Origin of the sequence: Rossellomorea sp. YZS02 (genome assembly GCF_033963925.1) — a bacterium.
In the GTDB taxonomy this organism is placed as follows: Bacteria; Bacillota; Bacilli; order Bacillales; family Bacillaceae_B; genus Rossellomorea.
Genome location: NZ_JAXBLY010000004.1, coordinates 120,914 through 136,354 on the forward strand (window position 1 = coordinate 120,914; position 15,441 = coordinate 136,354).

Consider the following 15,441-nt stretch of genomic DNA (forward strand, 5'->3'; position numbering starts at 1 on the left):
CACGGTAAGGGGTAGAGTATGAAGCGGTTTTTAATTACATTGTGTTCCATCATGATTCTGACTAGTTCAGGGATTTTCTTCTTTCAATGGATGGGCTTTAGTACTGAAAGTGCCGGAGATTCCGGTATTGTAAAAGTCAATCAATCTTACTCCATTATTCATAATGAAGGCAAATTTGAGATAACCCAAACCATTCATTTTCCGCCGGGAATATCTGATCCCATTCCGATATTATGGCCGGAGAGGGCAGGGAATTTCACGTGCAAAGATACAGAAGGAAAGAATTGTCTGACGAAAGAAAACGGAGTATTTCAATTAAGGGTACCTAAACAGGTTCCACAGGAAATCATCATTACGTATTCTATAAACCAATCCCCCGATGCGGGTTATCTATTATTAGGGAACTGGTTTCCTGTACTTTCTGATGTTTCGACTTCCAGTACCTCAATTCAGTTATCCGAAAAGAGCCTTAGAACTGGAAAATGGGTAGCAGGGTATTCATCTGCAAACGTTAAAAAAATGAATTATATCGATTATTATTCCTTCAGTGGTAAAGGTGGTCCCTCAGCCTTACTGTGGACAAAAGAAGCCTGGAAAGCAAAAGACTATTCATCTGTAAGGGTGTTGGGGAAGGACATTGACCGATCCGGCTTAACCGATCAACTGGCTTCTTTCGACTCCGATAATGGTTTTGTCACCGTCATCTTATCGAAGAATATCAAACCCTTTTTCTCTTCTAACCTGATCATCATGGATGATGCATCTGGAGGAGAAGCCGTGAGAAATATCAGGAGAAGTTTGTTATATCAAACATTAAATGCGGGAGACGACATGATTTGGTTAAGGGAATTGGTAGTAGGCCTTCTTCTAAACGAGGTTCCCCCCGCTGGTGAATCTGCCTGGGCATATAAACAGTTAAAAGACGGTTTAAGTCTGTCTGAATGGAATGATCTCAGGCGAATGGTCAAAAATCAAACAGTTGAACCTTCAATCCTGGATAATGCCCTCAGCAGAGTGACAGGGCTTACGACCACATTTTTTGAAGAAAATGTGAACAGAGATGAGAAGCAACCTTTCTTCCTGAAAGGAAATAAAACGATCTTGATGAATCAGGAACCGAAACAACTCTCGTATGTAGCATATAAACAAAAAGAGTTCATTCAGTTCACCGAAACCATTAACGATTTAGGAATCGAGTTGAAAGAAGTGGAGCCCGGTGAGTATTTCACATCATTAAGTGGAAATACATTAAGGTTCTATGTGAATGAAGACTTTTTCATATACAATGAAGAAATCTACGGTGCTCACGAGAATCCGGTTCAAAAGATAGGGAGTTCAGTTTATATAGATATCGATTGGTTGGAGAAGTTGTTCAAGGTGAATGTGTCGGAAGAAAAGAATGTTATCAACATTTCGAATGGAACATAAAAAAAGCCCTGCAGAATATTCTGCAGGGTCCTTCTATATCCATCACTGGAAAGAAGGCAAAGGGAGAGGAGAAACCGGAGGAAGAACTTATGGGGAATCGTAAGTCTTCTCCGCGGTTGGCAACAACATCAGTTAGGATGCTGTTACTTTCATTATCACCTATCAAAATGATTTTATACATTTTTCAAGCAAATTTAGAATGTGGCGATATGTGTCGAGATATGATAGGATAGTGAAGAAAAAATACATATATGGTGGATGATTATGAGAGTCATATCAGGTACGTTAAAGGGCAGACCGCTGAAGGCTGTACCAGGAAGTGGGACAAGGCCCACAACAGATAAGGTAAAAGAGTCAATATTTAATATGTTAGGACCCTATTTCGATGGAGGGACCGGACTGGATTTGTTTGCTGGTAGCGGTGGACTGGGAATCGAGGCGTTAAGTCGAGGACTTGATTCCGTTATCTTTGTGGACCGTGATGCAAAAGCATTTCAAACCATCAAGGCCAATCTTGAGGATTGCCAATTATTGGATCAGAGTGAACTGTATCGTAACGAGGCAACAAGAGCGTTAAAGGCAATCGTAAAAAGAGAAATTGTCTTTGATTATATATTTCTGGATCCTCCATACAAACAGCAAAAGCTTCAACAACTCCTCGAATTCATCGATGAACACAACCTTCTAAATGAAAGCGGTTACGTCATGTGTGAGCATGGCTCTGAAATTACTCTGGATGAAAGTACGGGCAGGTTGAGAAAGGTGAGGGAAGAAACGTATGGGATCATACGGATCTCTATTTTTTCAAGAGGAATGAATGAAGAAAGTCATTAATAGACAGGAGGCAGTGATATGCCAAGCATAGCAGTTTGTCCGGGGAGCTTCGATCCTATTACGTACGGACATTTAGATATTATTACAAGAGGAGCTAAGGTCTTCGATCAAATCTATGTAGTAGTATTGAATAATTCTTCAAAAAAACCACTATTTTCTGTTGAGGAAAGAATTGAGTTAATTAGGGAAGTCACCAGGGACATCCCTAATGTGGTAGTCGATTCATTTCAAGGATTATTGGTAGACTACGCTAAGAATGTAAACGCCAAAGCAATCATCAGAGGGTTACGGGCGGTTTCGGACTTTGAATACGAAATGCAGATTACGTCTATGAACCGGGTCCTTGATGATGAAATCGAGACGTTCTTTATTATGACAAATAACCAGTATTCTTTCTTAAGCTCAAGTATTGTGAAAGAAGTGGCCAAATACGGTGGCGATATCTCTGAACTGGTACCTAAACGAGTGGAAGAATCATTAAAGAAGAAATATGAGAGCAAATAATCAACCAGGGTTGTTTCCCGCTATGGACCTCGAACTTCCACACAAGGTGGCAAGATGGTGGGTCAATGTGGAACAACCCTATTTTCTTTAGGTACTTCTTGTCTTTAGACAAAGGATGATATATACAATTAAGCTTAGGATGGTAATGACAGGACCGACTGACTTCAACCAGTAAAGCATGTCGGTCCAAAATGCGTCATTATGTCTGGCGAAAACCGGTATGGCATTGGAAAGCTGGTCATCTGAGAACCTGCCATAAATCGGCTTCCATAGGAGGATGGTAGCCATCGATGCCGCGAGCCCGTGAATAAATCTTGCGTAGAAGAACGGCTTGAACCGTATATCCGTCTCTGCCAGGATGCTTGCCACCTGAGCCTGGACACTAAATCCTGAGAACCCCAAAATGAAACTCGTTATAATCGCCTGTTGTAGCAGAGTTGCCTCTGTAATTCCACTGGTGAGCTTGGATCCCAAAGTGATTTCAAATAGTCCTGAGATAAAAGGTATGCTTAACAGTTCAGGTAATTGCAGCAGGATAAATAAAGCCGATAACCCTTCTGCAAAAAAGGTCGTGATGTGAAGGTGATACAGCATTTTATTAATAACCGAGAATAAGATGATAAAACCGCCTATCATCAATAAAGTTTGGATGGATGAAGTGACAGAATCACCGAGGAGTTTCCCGATTGGCCGTTTATCCTCAATCCTGGTTTGATGAAGTGCCGAGAATGCTTCCTTGATGATGAATCCTTTTTTCTTCGTTTTGCTCCTTATCATCTCTTGGTCCTCTTTCCTTCCATAGAACCTCATGACGACCCCGACGCATATATTCCCAATATAATGAGCAGCGGCTAACACAATTCCAAGGGTTGCATTTTGAAAGAATCCAACAGAAACAGCACCGAATATAAATAGCGGATTGGAAGAGTTCGTGAAGGAAACGAGTCTTTCCCCTTCAAGTTTTGTAATCTGATCCTCTTGACGCAAACGGGCAGTCAATTTAGCCCCTGCGGGAAAGCCTGATGCCATTCCCATCGCCCACACAAATCCGCCCACTCCCGGGACCCGGAAGATTGGCCTCATCAAGGGTTCGAGCATGACTCCTATAAATCGGACAACACCAAACCCGATTAACATCTCCGATACAATGAAAAACGGTAATAGAGAGGGAAAGACGATCTCCCACCACATATCAAGACCCCTGATGGATGCCTCGAGAGATTCCCCGGGCATCAAGATGAGAGAAGCTGCAAATATCGTCACACCTATGGATAAAGCCAAGGTTTTCATTTTAGATTTGTACAACCGGACTTCCTCCCCTAAGAATATAGTTCCTTCTATTTCAATCCCTTGTGAAACAGGAAAAGAATGATAAAATGAGATTAATTCAACTTGTCCTCATATTATTCAATATACTCATACATAATTGAAATAGACCATATGATGACTATACCGATAGCTCGGGAAAAGGGGGAAGGGCATGGATAGACCAAAAATCGGATTGGCCCTTGGCTCGGGTGGAGCAAGGGGATTTGCTCATTTAGGTGTTTTAAAGGCATTTGATGATGCGAAAATACCGATCGATATGATTGCAGGAAGCAGCATGGGGGCTCTTGTTGGCTGCTTCTATGGGGTGGGGCATAAGATGGAGGATCTATACAAGCTTTCCACCACCTTCAGAAGGAAGTATTATATAGACTTTACCGTGCCCAAGATGGGGTTTATTTCAGGGAAAAGAATAAAAGAATTCATTCAACTATTTACTCATAATAAAAATATTGAAGATTTGAATATTCCGGTCAGCGTGGTGGCAACGGATATAACAAACGGTGAGAAGGTTGTGTTCACAACAGGCCCCATTTCAAGTGCTGTCAGGGCGAGCATTGCCATACCTGGAATCTTTGTACCTGAAAAGATAAATGGCCGTTTATTGGTGGACGGAGGCGTCATCGATCGGGTTCCGGTCTCGGTTGTAAAAGAAATGGGAGCGGATATCGTCATAGGGGTGGATGTATCACACGTAAAACGAAATGCAGAAATCACCACCATTTATGACGTCATCATGCAAAGCATTGATATCCTACAATTAGAAATCGTCGCCCACCGGGAATTTGCTTCTGATTTCATGATCAGACCCCATGTCGAAATGTATAGCACCAGGGCTTTTAAAAACATTGAGGAAATCATCGATATGGGAGAAGAAGAAGCAAAGAAGGTTATTCCTTCAATTCAGGAAGCTTTAGACAATTGGAAGGAGTAAAGAGTATGAAAACGAAAACGTTAATAAGAACACTCGTCATCATGACCATTATCATGGTTGCCAGTTCCTTTTACTATCTCCCTTATTATGTGACAAAACCCGGCAGTGCTCATGAACTTGATCCAATTGTTCATGTGGAGAATGGGTATCAGGATGACGGAGAATTGATGCTGACAACAGTGCGGATGGGAAGAGCGAATATTTATGCTTATTTGATGGCCAGCATAAGAAAATATGAATATATCTTTCCTGTCGACGAGATCAGAAGTCCTCATGAAAGCGATGAGGAATATAATTTACGTCAACTGCAACTCATGAACAACTCGCAAAGCCATGCGATTGAAGTAGCATATAAAAAAGCCGGGAAACCTTATAAATATAACTATAAAGGGATTTATGTATTGAACATATACCCATCCATGCCTGCTGAAGATGTCCTGAAACCAGGGGACCGTATCACGGCCATCGATGGTCAAACGTTTCAGTCATCTCAGGAATTCATCGACTACGTAAGCGGTAAGGCGAAAGGGGATAAGGTGGAAATCACATACGTTCGGAATAAGAACAAAAAGGTTGAAACGATCCCATTGGAAGCATTTCCCGATATACCTGATAAGGTGGGTCTCGGCATCACGTTAAGCGATGATAAAGAAATTGTGACAGACCCCCCTGTAAAGCTGGAGACTGAGGAAATAGGAGGACCCTCTGCCGGTTTGATGTTCAGTTTGGAAATTTATGACCAGCTAACGGAGGATGATCTGCCTAAAGGTCATAGAATCGCAGGCACCGGGACTATTTCTGAGGATGGGAAGGTCGGGCGCATCGGCGGCATCGAACAAAAAATAATCGCCGCTGACAAAGCTGGAGCGGAATATTTCCTTGCCCCCGATGAAACGATCACAAAAGAAATGAAGGAAAAGTACCCTGATCTTGAGTCGAACTATGTTGCAGCTATAAGGACCGCTGAAGATATTGGAACAGATATGAAAGTGGTTCCGGTTAGGTCATTTGAGGAGGCCCTGGCCTTCCTGCAAACAATCGATAAATAATGAAAGAGACTGCCCTTCCGGGGGCAGTCTCTTTCGCAATTATAAGATGGTCGTCTAAATCATGATTGGTGGTTGTGACCACTCCTGATGGAGGAGTTTTTTTCTAGCGGACGAATTCTGTAGCCCCAATGAATAAATTTCTGCTGCCTTGACGTCCAAACTTATGGCTTGTTGATCGGCGCTTGAAAGTTTACTGATCAGTGGAAGAGACAAACTCTTTTTCTGTTGGTGGATGAATTCCCTGCCTTTCTTATTCATCCCCAAGAGGCGGATATACTCCGGGGTGGCGTGCCTATTCCTCATATTCTCTTTATGTGTATCGGTCAATATGTGAAGAAGCATTCTTTGCAGACGTGTCCATGTATAGCGCTTCGTCTTTAGATTAGACATGAAGTCTTCAAAGTACATAGAGGATTTGGCGTATTCTACCATTCGATTCTCGATCCCTTCTTCTACTTCATATATATCCTGAAGCTCGGCTTTTGAAGAAGAAAGAATTTTGTATTGGAGAAGGGTCCAGTAATTCTCCCACCTGTGAAAACTCCCGTACTCTTCTTTATAGCTATAGAGTTCTTGGACGGAACTGTCAGGTAGATAAGAATTGATTGCGTGATTTTCGCCGTCGCCGAATATACTTTTTCGGATGCTGGTCGCACTGGCGATTGAAGGTGATGCGAAATGTTCATCATGGTACCCGGCCGATTCACGTGTAATGGTATATGCCTTCAAGGATGAAGAGAGTCGATTTCTCGCCTCAACATAATGGAATCCCAGAATATTATTAGGCTTACTTAGATCGATCAGGGATCCCTCCTTCTCTAATTTTTGATATGCGCCTGCAAGGGCAGAAGGGTAGCTCATCCCTTCCTGAATAAAGTCCCGTATGTACTTATCATATTGCTCTTGATTGGTATGGATAAATTGAATCGTATTGTCAAAGGCGTGAATATCCCCATCTTCGCTACCAAAACAAAAGCTCTCACACCCAATCCTGTCAAGGAGCGTAATGGCTCCTTTTGAAAATATTTCAGCATGCTGTGTGGCAAAGCTGTATGGAAGCTCGATCACCACGTCCACCCCGGCCTCCAAAGCCATTTTGGTGCGGGACCATTTCGAAACGAGTGCCGGTTCTCCACGTTGGAGGAAGTGACCGCTCATCACTGCCACTACAATATCAGCCCCCGTTGCTATACGAGTCTCCCTTAAATGATGTAAATGCCCGTTATGAAAGGGATTGTATTCTACAACCACACCTGTCGCTTTCATAATTCTCCCACATCCTTTCTAATCTTCATACGTGCCTCTGATGTTCATTATATAAGGAAATGATCCAAATACTCCGCTTTTTTGGAAGAATCATAACGAATTTAATAAAATATTTGAAAGACCTTATATTTAAACGTTATAATTACTACACTATGGTTGTAAAGAGTGTAAAGAAAAAATATTGACAAACGGTATTATGAAAGCTATAATTACTTTTGTTGCCTTGAGGTGATGACATTGAAATGGTCAATAATACAATTACAAAAATTTAGAGACAAGGGACTTTCCATAGACGAAACGATTAATTTGGATGAACTTAAAGAAGTAGATCCCCAAATTATAGAAGTCTCTCCTATCCGAGTGTCTGGAAAGGCAGATATCGGTTCAAACCGTGTCACTTTCCATCTTCATATAGAAGGGAAGTTAGTATTACCTTGCTCAAGAACCCTTGTGGATGTTGATTTACCAGTTGACATTCATACGATTGAGACGTATCTTCTAAATGAGGCTGATTATGATCAGTATGAGGAAGAGGAAGTACATCGTATACAAGGTGATGTTATTGATTTAAAACCAGCTATCAGAGAATTGCTGTTACTTGAGATTCCGATGCAAGTGATCAGTGATGAAGCGAGAGAACAAGATGAGATGCCTTCTGGTAAGAACTGGGAAGTGATGACAGAGGAACAAGCTTATCAAGTCGAAGAAGAGGAAGAGAAGAAAGTAGACCCTCGACTCGCTGACTTAGCAAAACTTCTTGATCAAAACAAGAACTCTTAAAAGCGAAGTACCAGTCCGACTGGCTTCATAATGAGTATGAATCTCTTTTAAGGAGGTGGGAAGAATGGCAGTACCTTTTAGAAGAACTTCTAAAACAGCAAAAAGACAACGTCGTACACACTTCAAACTACGTGTACCTGGTATGGTAGCATGCCCAAACTGTGGTGAAATGAAATTGGCACACCGTGTTTGTAAAGAGTGCGGAACGTATAAAGGAAAAGAAGTTGTAAACAAATAATCGTTTACACCGCATAAAAGCGTGAAGAGACCATGGCTCTTCACGCTTTTTTTGATCGTTTTGGAAGAAAGGCCTGTTCATCCCGATCAGAACACCATACACTATAAGTAAGATAATAGGGGGGGTTCTTTTGGGAGAATATTTAATACATATGAATGAAGAAGGAATATTGACATTTACCATCAATCGACCTGAAAAACGAAATGCAATAAGCTATGAAGTGATGAATGGGCTGGAGGTGGCCATGGAAGAGAGCGCTCACAATAACCAGGTGAAAGCTTTGGTTATAACTGGGAGTGGGGATTCTGCTTTTTGTTCCGGCGGGGATTTATCACAGTTCCATAACCTTAAAACAGAAAGTGAAAGTTATGGGATGCTAAGTCGTATGGGTGGCATCCTTACAAGGCTCGCCTTTTTACCGAAGCCTACAATTGCTTTCATCAATGGCACTGCGATTGGAGGAGGATGTGAGATCGCCACCGCATGTGACTTCAGAGTGGCGAAGAGAACCGCTAGGATGGGGTTCGTTCAAGGGAATCTTGCCATTACCACCGGGTGGGGAGGAGGCACATTGCTCCTTGAGAGACTTCCTGCGTCCCTTGCCCTTTCGCTCTTGATGACTGCAAGGCTGGAAACAGCGGAGGCCTTATATGTAAGTGGTTTTATTGACGAAGTAGTGGATGATAGTGTGCCTTTGCAGGATATTCAGCTCATCAATATGATCTCATCGAAATCTGGGGGAGTATTAGAAGCTTATAAGCATCAACTTCTAGCCAAGTGGGATAAAGAAAGAATAAAAGACAATATTTTAGAGGAAATAAAAAGATGCTCGGTACTATGGGCGCGTGATGAGCACCATGAAGCAGTAGACAAGTTTTTTAACAAGGAATAGAATATGGCAAGAGGGAACAGGCAGAAGCCTGTTCTTTTTTTTGTGGATTTAAAATAGTGATGATGATTCTATCTTCTCTAGTAAGAGCATATGTATGGAGAAACTGATTAAACAGGGGGGATTCAAATGTCTTCAAATAGACAGGATGCCTGGAGCCAGGATGAAGATGTATTGTTAGCCGAAGTGGTACTGCGTCATATCCGTGAAGGGGGCACACAGCTGCAGGCGTTTGATGAAGTAGGAAAAAAACTATCGAGGACTTCCGCGGCATGTGGCTTTAGATGGAACTCGTTTGTACGTAAACAGTATAAGTCAGGTATCGAACTCGCCAAAAAACAAAGAAAGCATTCCAAGAAGCACTCAGCATTATCTAAGACGCTTGAAGGAAAGCCGGAAACCCCCAAGGCAGTGAGCACGGAGGATGCCCCTGAAGCATTCTCAATGGGGAGTATGATCCAATATCTCCAAAAAGCGGAAGAAGCCGTTAGGAATGAAGAGAGAGTCAGGAATGAAAACAGTCAGCTTACTGAACAAATCTCACAGCTTCAGGATAAACTTCAAGGAGCAGAAGAAGAGTTAAGAGAATATGAAGAGAAGTACACCCTCCTCGAAGAAGATCATAAATCTTTATTGGCGATCTTTGAGAAAGCGAGAAAAATGGCTCTCCTCCAAGGAAATGAAGATAAGGTGAAGTTTCAAATGGATAAGAATGGGAATCTGCAAAGGCTGAATAAATGAAGAGAAAAAAGGCTGACTCAAAAATTTGAGCAAGCCTTTTTTGTGTTAACTGATTTTCTGTTCTTTGACACCTGCAGGGAACCAGACATAAGGATTTTCTCCTAGATCTCTTTCCACCTCGTATGTTACAGCTTCAAAGCCCATTTTCTCCCAGAAACCCTGTGATTTGATACGGGAGTTTGTCTTGATCGGTAAGCCAAACTCCTTGGCGAACTCCACCAATGCTTTTCCGTAGCTTTTGTTCTGGTATTTTGGCAATACTTCAAGTTTCCACAACTCCAAATAATTTTGTGGAGGATCGAAATATTGATCAAAACGGGCATTCCGTTGATATAAGCTCATTCTAGCAATTAGGGTATCACCGAAGTAAATTCCATAAAAAGGAGATTCACTATCGTTTTCGATTATATTTGCCTGTAAGTCTTCGAGCATGGAAAGTTCCTGAACACCATATTCTTTAAATTTCTTAAACTCTTCCAGAGTTTTATAATTTACTTTTAGTTTTTCTACTTTAACTGCCATAGTATAACCTCCTATAATGCTTAAAAAATCTGCGGATACGTGACATATCATGTATCCGTTTGCAATGACTCTAAACGTAGAGCACATATTTATTATTATTATATAACAAAAATACAAAAAATTCTGCACTTATTTTAGAAAACGTTTACAATGGAGAAGAAGGAATTCGACGATTTTTGTAGAATTCGTATATTGAACAGATGTGTTCTGTGAAGAAAGGGGAGAGATTGTGCAGAAGATACTAATTGCAAACAGGGGAGAAATCGCTTCGAGGATCATCAAAACATGTAAACAATTAAATATTCAAACAGTCGCGGTTTATTCAGATGCAGATCAGGATATGCCCTTTGTAAAAGACGCGGATGTTGCATACCGCATAGGTGAATCACAAGTGAATCGTTCATACTTGGTAGTGGACAATATACTGGAAATCGCAAAGAAGGAAAAGGTGGATGGCATTCATCCCGGATATGGTCTCTTGTCTGAAAACGCGGACTTTGCCCGTAGGGTGACTGAAGAAGGGATCACCTTTATTGGTCCCGCTCACGACATCATTGACAAGATGGGAGATAAGGTCGAGGCGAGGAAGGTGATGCAGGAAGCATCTGTTCCGGTAGTACCGGGAAGTGCCGGTGGAGTGGAAACGATTGATGCAGCCAAAGCCGTTGCGCTCGAAATAGGCTATCCTGTCATGTTGAAAGCGAGTGGTGGAGGCGGTGGAATCGGTATGATTCGCTGTGAAAATGAGCAAGCGCTCGTTCAAAGCTTTGACTCTACTAAAAACCGTGCTAAAGCTTATTTCGGAAAAGAGGAAGTCTTCCTTGAAAAATGTATTGAGAATGGGAGACACGTAGAGGTGCAAATCTTCGGAGATCACCATGGGAATCTGGTTCATCTTTACGAGCGTAACTGTTCCGTTCAGCGAAGAAATCAGAAAGTGATTGAAGAGTCACCTTCTCCTTCATTATCTCAAGAAACCAAGGAGAAAATGTTTGCATCAGCCGTACAAGCCGGTAAGGCAGTTGGATATACCAATGCAGGAACGGTGGAGTTTATCGTTGACGAAGACGAGAATTTTTATTTCCTTGAAATGAATACACGTCTCCAGGTGGAACATCCCGTCACTGAATCGGTCACCGGACTGGATCTTGTGAAATGGCAGCTGCTCGTGGCGGAAGGGAAACCTCTCCCGTTATGCAAACAGGAGGAAATCCAGAACAACGGCCATGCCATTGAGTTTAGAGTATATGCAGAGGACCCGAAAACCTTCTATCCTTCCCCAGGCCAATTAACAACACTGCAATGGGCAGAGGGTGAGGGGATCCGTATCGACAGCGGATATGAAGAGGGCAACAAGGTTACCCCGTTCTATGATCCGATGATCTCCAAATGTATCATTATGGGTAATGACCGATCGGATGCATTGAATAAAGCAAAGATCTTCTTTGATGGCGTAAAGATTGAAGGGGTCAAGACGAATGTCAGCCTATTCAAGGATATTATTGAAGACAAAGGATTTATTGAAGGATCTTATACCACAAAATGGTTGCAGGACTTTTTAACAGCCAACCACACATAATGAGGGGCGAAATGCTCCATAATCAATTCATACTTAAGAGGAAAACTGGAGGAATCAATCATGAAAGAAATCACATCAACAATGGCCGGAACTGTATTAAATGTATTAGTGGAACAAGGTGGGGAAGTGTCAACCGGTGATACTGTTCTTATGCTTGAATCGATGAAAATGGAGATTCCCGTTGAAGCCGAAGCGGCAGGGAAAGTAACCGAAATAAAAGTGAATATCGGTGACTTTGTTAACGAAGGCGATGTATTACTCGTTATCGAAGGATAAGCGTTTCAACAAGTCAGAAGATCTATTGATCCTCTGACTTTATCGATTTTTATACATTTACATAAAACGACGGAGGGGATATTATGTCGACATCCAAAACGATCATCAATACTCTTGAAGAAACTAGAGACAGAATTGCGTCTGGCGGTCAGCCTAAATATCATGAGAAATTAAAAGAACAGAACAAAATGTTTGTTCGTGATCGTCTTCAACAATTGTTTGATAATGGGGATTATCAAGAAGATGGGATGTTTGCCAACAATAAGGCGGAAGATTTACCTGCCGATGGGGTTGTCACCGCCATCGGGAAAGTGGGAGGGCAGACTGTTTGCGTCATGGCCAATGATTCCACTGTAAAGGCTGGTTCCTGGGGTGCGAGAACGGTAGAGAAAATCATACGGATCCAAGAGACTGCTCTTAACTTAAAGGTACCTATCTTCTATTTGGTGGACTCTGCGGGGGCGCGTATCACCGATCAATTGGATATGTTCCCGAATCGACGCGGTGCAGGAAAAATATTTCATAATCAAGTTAAGATGTCCGGAATGGTTCCACAAATCTGTGTCCTGTTCGGACCATCTGCTGCCGGTGGGGCGTACATTCCTGCTTTCTGTGATATCGTCATCATGGTGGATGGCAATGCGTCCATGTATCTTGGATCCCCGCGGATGGCAGAAAAAGTAATCGGTGAGAAAGTGACACTCGAAGAAATGGGTGGTGCAAGAATGCATTGTACCGTCAGTGGTTGCGGGGACCTTCTTGCAGCGTCCGAAGAAGAAGCGATCGAGGAAGCGAAGAGATACTTAAGTTATTTCCCGGCGAATTATCAGCACAAGCCACAGGTGGTAGATGGAGTTGCTCCTAAACATGAAAAACTGTTGGAAGATATCATCCCGGAACATCAAAATGCGCCATTCAACATGTATGATTGCATCGACACTTTGATTGATGAAGGAAGCTTCTTTGAGATGAAGAAACTCTTCGCTCCCGAACTGATCACAGGTTTCGGACGAATGGACGGGAAGGTAGTAGGGATCATTGCCAACCAACCGAAAGTGAAAGGTGGGGTCCTTTTCCATGACTCGGCCGACAAGGGCGCTAAATTCATCCAATTATGTGACGCGTTCCATATACCGTTACTATTCCTCGCTGATGTGCCCGGGTTCATGATCGGGACAAAAGTGGAAAGAGCGGGGATTATCAGACATGGTGCCAAGCTGATAGCCGCCATGAGCTCCGCAACCGTTACGAAAATTTCTGTCATTGTCAGAAAGGCTTATGGAGCCGGTTTATATGCCATGGCTGGCCCGGCATTCGACCCTGACGTGTGCATCGCCCTCCCGACTGCACAAATCGCTGTAATGGGACCTGAAGCAGCGGTGAATGCTGTTTACTCCAATAAGATTCAGGCCATTGAAGATCCTAAGGAAAGAATTCAGTATGTCCAGGAGAAACAGAAAGAATATAAAGAGCATATAGACATATACAAGTTGGCATCTGAATTAATAGTAGATGAAATTACAGCTCCGAATGAATTACGTTCTGTATTGATTCAGCGTTATAAACTTTATGAATCAAAGGATGTACGTTTCAGTGAAAGGAAACATCCTGTATATCCTGTCTAATGTAGTGAAAGAAAGGGTCCGTTCTTTTTGGAACGGGCCCTTTTTATAAAGGTGATTGATTCTTTTAGCCTATACGTTTTCTTCATGAGGGAAATTTGGTAAAATGTTCATAAATGAAGCAGGAGAAGGGGTCTTTATGAGAATAGGAATCTTAGGAGGAGGAGCGGTTGGTCTTTTGATTGCCGGGTATTTGGGCCAATCATTCGATGTCACCCTTATTGTGAGGAGAGAATCACAGGCTCGCTCGCTGAATCATAACGGAGTAACTATACTTAAAAATGGATCTACCATCAATACCAGGGTCACTTCGGTCAATCAGATCGAGTCAGTTCAGGAATTTGACCTTGGGATTGTAGCTGTTAAGGGGTATGATCTCTTCTCACTTAGAGAGACTCTCTTCAAATTTAGTGCAGAACGTCCCCTTATGTTTGTCCAAAATGGGATAGGACATATCGAGTGGGTGAAATCATTACCCCATCATCATTTGATAGCGGGTTCGGTCGAGCATGGGGCAATGAAAGAAAATGATGTCACTGTACATCATTTAGGGGAAGCAGGGATTAATATTGCATTAATTAGAGGGAATTGGGGTGTGATGCAAGAAGTAGTATCACAGAGTGTCCATTCATTTCCCTTTTCAATCCAACCTGACTTCGAAAAAATGCTCCTGACCAAATTATTCGTCAATGTATGTATCAATCCATTGACAGCCCTGACCGGTGTAACGAACGGTAAACTGGTCGAAAATTCATTTTTTCAGCATTTACAAAGGGATGTATTCAAAGAGTTGATGCTCTTGTTCCCTCAAATGGACGAAGTCATATCGTTTAATAAAGTAGTCGATATCTGCAGGAATACATATTTGAATAAATCTTCCATGTTGAAGGATATTGAGTCGGGAAGAGAAACGGAAATCGAATCGATCTTAGGCGTACTTCTGGATAAAGCAGAAGAAGAACACCATTTTGTACCCAACATGAATGTACTTTACAGATTAGTTAAAGGAATAGAAAGAGAAGGTCTGGGGGGATAAAATGGCGTCCGTTTTTTCTACAATCATAGCCATTTTCGTTATGATTCCATTTTTGGGATATTTCATTAGTTTTATTCTTGCAAAGGAGATCATGAAGAGTCATCGGAAAGCGGTGCATATCGCCATCGATATAACCACCTTTCTATTAATTGTCTCTGTTCACTTTATTGTCATAGCCATTTGGCAGACATCGTACCTGTGGCTCATTTTTATAGTGGTTTGTTCCATCGGGGTACTGTTTGCCCTTATGTATTGGAAGGCAAAAGGTGAGATACATTATCCCAAAGTATTGAGAGGCTTCTGGAGAGTCAACTTCCTCTTGTTTTTCACTGCGTATATCACATTGATGATCACCGGCCTCATCCTTAGAATTCTTGAATTGAATTAAAATTAACAGGCAGGATTTTTCCTTTTCCT

At 42.1% G+C, this 15,441-nt stretch carries 17 protein-coding genes; 14 read left to right on the forward strand and 3 right to left on the reverse strand.

Translation table 11 applies throughout. From position 1 onward, the window contains the following. Window positions 1–18 precede the first annotated feature (18 nt). The 3 genes from SLH55_RS05850 (at window position 19) to coaD (ending at window position 2,766) form a co-directional block, all read left to right on the forward strand. Complete coding sequence (locus tag SLH55_RS05850; RefSeq protein ID WP_320322910.1) at window positions 19–1,428, forward strand: hypothetical protein; 1,410 nt, start codon at window positions 19–21, stop codon at window positions 1,426–1,428. Window positions 1,429–1,692: 264 nt separating this feature from the next. After that, a complete protein-coding gene (gene rsmD / locus SLH55_RS05855) occupies window positions 1,693–2,262 on the forward strand; it encodes a 16S rRNA (guanine(966)-N(2))-methyltransferase RsmD (protein WP_219169069.1) in 570 nt (189 codons plus the stop codon). 18 nt (window positions 2,263–2,280) lie between these two features. Beyond that, window positions 2,281–2,766 carry a pantetheine-phosphate adenylyltransferase gene (gene coaD / locus SLH55_RS05860; protein ID WP_219169067.1) on the forward strand — a complete coding sequence of 162 codons (486 nt, stop codon included), beginning with the start codon at window positions 2,281–2,283 and terminating at the stop codon, window positions 2,764–2,766. Window positions 2,767–2,853: 87 nt separating this feature from the next. Here coaD and ylbJ read toward each other — a convergent pair whose 3' ends face one another. Further along, window positions 2,854–4,071 (reverse strand): sporulation integral membrane protein YlbJ, encoded by a 1,218-nt coding sequence (gene ylbJ, locus SLH55_RS05865; protein ID WP_307514104.1) that lies wholly within the window; start codon window positions 4,069–4,071, stop codon window positions 2,854–2,856. Between the two features lie 175 nt (window positions 4,072–4,246). Between ylbJ and SLH55_RS05870 the strand changes: the two genes are divergently transcribed. Then, on the forward strand, window positions 4,247–5,026 hold the full coding sequence (locus SLH55_RS05870) for a patatin-like phospholipase family protein (protein ID WP_219169065.1): 780 nt from the start codon (window positions 4,247–4,249) through the stop codon (window positions 5,024–5,026). 5 nt (window positions 5,027–5,031) lie between these two features. Further along, window positions 5,032–6,075, forward strand: a complete 1,044-nt coding sequence (locus SLH55_RS05875) for a SepM family pheromone-processing serine protease (RefSeq protein ID WP_320322911.1) — start codon at window positions 5,032–5,034, stop codon at window positions 6,073–6,075. A gap of 54 nt (window positions 6,076–6,129) precedes the next feature. Here the strand turns inward: SLH55_RS05875 and SLH55_RS05880 are convergent, their stop codons facing one another. Further along, window positions 6,130–7,341, reverse strand: coding sequence for a nucleotidyltransferase (locus SLH55_RS05880; RefSeq protein ID WP_320322912.1), 1,212 nt, complete (start codon window positions 7,339–7,341; stop codon window positions 6,130–6,132). 237 nt (window positions 7,342–7,578) lie between these two features. Between SLH55_RS05880 and SLH55_RS05885 the strand changes: the two genes are divergently transcribed. From SLH55_RS05885 to SLH55_RS05900, 4 genes are all read left to right on the forward strand, one after another. Continuing rightward, on the forward strand, window positions 7,579–8,121 hold the full coding sequence (locus SLH55_RS05885; protein ID WP_206851033.1) for a YceD family protein: 543 nt from the start codon (window positions 7,579–7,581) through the stop codon (window positions 8,119–8,121). Window positions 8,122–8,185: 64 nt separating this feature from the next. Next, on the forward strand, window positions 8,186–8,359 hold the full coding sequence (rpmF, locus tag SLH55_RS05890; RefSeq protein WP_044337494.1) for a 50S ribosomal protein L32: 174 nt from the start codon (window positions 8,186–8,188) through the stop codon (window positions 8,357–8,359). A 130-nt stretch (window positions 8,360–8,489) separates the two neighbouring features. Continuing rightward, the gene (locus SLH55_RS05895; RefSeq protein WP_219169057.1) at window positions 8,490–9,251 is read left to right on the forward strand and encodes an enoyl-CoA hydratase/isomerase family protein; all 762 of its coding nucleotides are present in this window, start codon (window positions 8,490–8,492) and stop codon (window positions 9,249–9,251) included. Window positions 9,252–9,377: 126 nt separating this feature from the next. Next, a complete protein-coding gene (locus SLH55_RS05900) occupies window positions 9,378–9,989 on the forward strand; it encodes an RsfA family transcriptional regulator (protein ID WP_320322913.1) in 612 nt (203 codons plus the stop codon). 45 nt (window positions 9,990–10,034) lie between these two features. Here SLH55_RS05900 and SLH55_RS05905 read toward each other — a convergent pair whose 3' ends face one another. Then, complete coding sequence (locus SLH55_RS05905; RefSeq protein WP_219169053.1) at window positions 10,035–10,511, reverse strand: N-acetyltransferase; 477 nt, start codon at window positions 10,509–10,511, stop codon at window positions 10,035–10,037. A 229-nt stretch (window positions 10,512–10,740) separates the two neighbouring features. On the opposite strand from SLH55_RS05905, the gene SLH55_RS05910 reads away from it, so the two are divergent. The 5 genes from SLH55_RS05910 to SLH55_RS05930 all read left to right on the forward strand — a co-directional run bounded on the left by SLH55_RS05910 (window position 10,741) and on the right by SLH55_RS05930 (window position 15,412). After that, on the forward strand, window positions 10,741–12,090 hold the full coding sequence (locus SLH55_RS05910; RefSeq protein ID WP_219169052.1) for an acetyl/propionyl/methylcrotonyl-CoA carboxylase subunit alpha: 1,350 nt from the start codon (window positions 10,741–10,743) through the stop codon (window positions 12,088–12,090). A 60-nt stretch (window positions 12,091–12,150) separates the two neighbouring features. Beyond that, window positions 12,151–12,366, forward strand: a complete 216-nt coding sequence (locus SLH55_RS05915; protein ID WP_219169050.1) for a biotin/lipoyl-binding carrier protein — start codon at window positions 12,151–12,153, stop codon at window positions 12,364–12,366. Window positions 12,367–12,449: 83 nt separating this feature from the next. Continuing rightward, window positions 12,450–13,991 carry an acyl-CoA carboxylase subunit beta gene (locus SLH55_RS05920; RefSeq protein ID WP_219169048.1) on the forward strand — a complete coding sequence of 514 codons (1,542 nt, stop codon included), beginning with the start codon at window positions 12,450–12,452 and terminating at the stop codon, window positions 13,989–13,991. A gap of 136 nt (window positions 13,992–14,127) precedes the next feature. Beyond that, window positions 14,128–15,024 (forward strand): 2-dehydropantoate 2-reductase, encoded by an 897-nt coding sequence (locus SLH55_RS05925; RefSeq protein WP_219169046.1) that lies wholly within the window; start codon window positions 14,128–14,130, stop codon window positions 15,022–15,024. Window position 15,025: 1 nt separating this feature from the next. Further along, the gene (locus SLH55_RS05930; protein WP_219169044.1) at window positions 15,026–15,412 is read left to right on the forward strand and encodes a DUF3397 domain-containing protein; all 387 of its coding nucleotides are present in this window, start codon (window positions 15,026–15,028) and stop codon (window positions 15,410–15,412) included. Window positions 15,413–15,441: the final 29 nt, after the last annotated feature.

Coding starts and splice junctions, on each gene's coding strand:
- SLH55_RS05850 (WP_320322910.1), top strand. CDS start 19: ATGAAGCGGTTTTTAATTACATTGTGTTCCATCATGATTCTGACTAGT.
- rsmD (WP_219169069.1), top strand. CDS start 1,693: ATGAGAGTCATATCAGGTACGTTAAAGGGCAGACCGCTGAAGGCTGTA.
- coaD (WP_219169067.1), top strand. CDS start 2,281: ATGCCAAGCATAGCAGTTTGTCCGGGGAGCTTCGATCCTATTACGTAC.
- SLH55_RS05870 (WP_219169065.1), top strand. CDS start 4,247: ATGGATAGACCAAAAATCGGATTGGCCCTTGGCTCGGGTGGAGCAAGG.
- SLH55_RS05875 (WP_320322911.1), top strand. CDS start 5,032: ATGAAAACGAAAACGTTAATAAGAACACTCGTCATCATGACCATTATC.
- SLH55_RS05880 (WP_320322912.1), bottom strand. CDS start 7,341: ATGAAAGCGACAGGTGTGGTTGTAGAATACAATCCCTTTCATAACGGG.
- rpmF (WP_044337494.1), top strand. CDS start 8,186: ATGGCAGTACCTTTTAGAAGAACTTCTAAAACAGCAAAAAGACAACGT.
- SLH55_RS05900 (WP_320322913.1), top strand. CDS start 9,378: ATGTCTTCAAATAGACAGGATGCCTGGAGCCAGGATGAAGATGTATTG.
- SLH55_RS05905 (WP_219169053.1), bottom strand. CDS start 10,511: ATGGCAGTTAAAGTAGAAAAACTAAAAGTAAATTATAAAACTCTGGAA.
- SLH55_RS05915 (WP_219169050.1), top strand. CDS start 12,151: ATGAAAGAAATCACATCAACAATGGCCGGAACTGTATTAAATGTATTA.
- SLH55_RS05920 (WP_219169048.1), top strand. CDS start 12,450: ATGTCGACATCCAAAACGATCATCAATACTCTTGAAGAAACTAGAGAC.
- SLH55_RS05925 (WP_219169046.1), top strand. CDS start 14,128: ATGAGAATAGGAATCTTAGGAGGAGGAGCGGTTGGTCTTTTGATTGCC.
- SLH55_RS05930 (WP_219169044.1), top strand. CDS start 15,026: ATGGCGTCCGTTTTTTCTACAATCATAGCCATTTTCGTTATGATTCCA.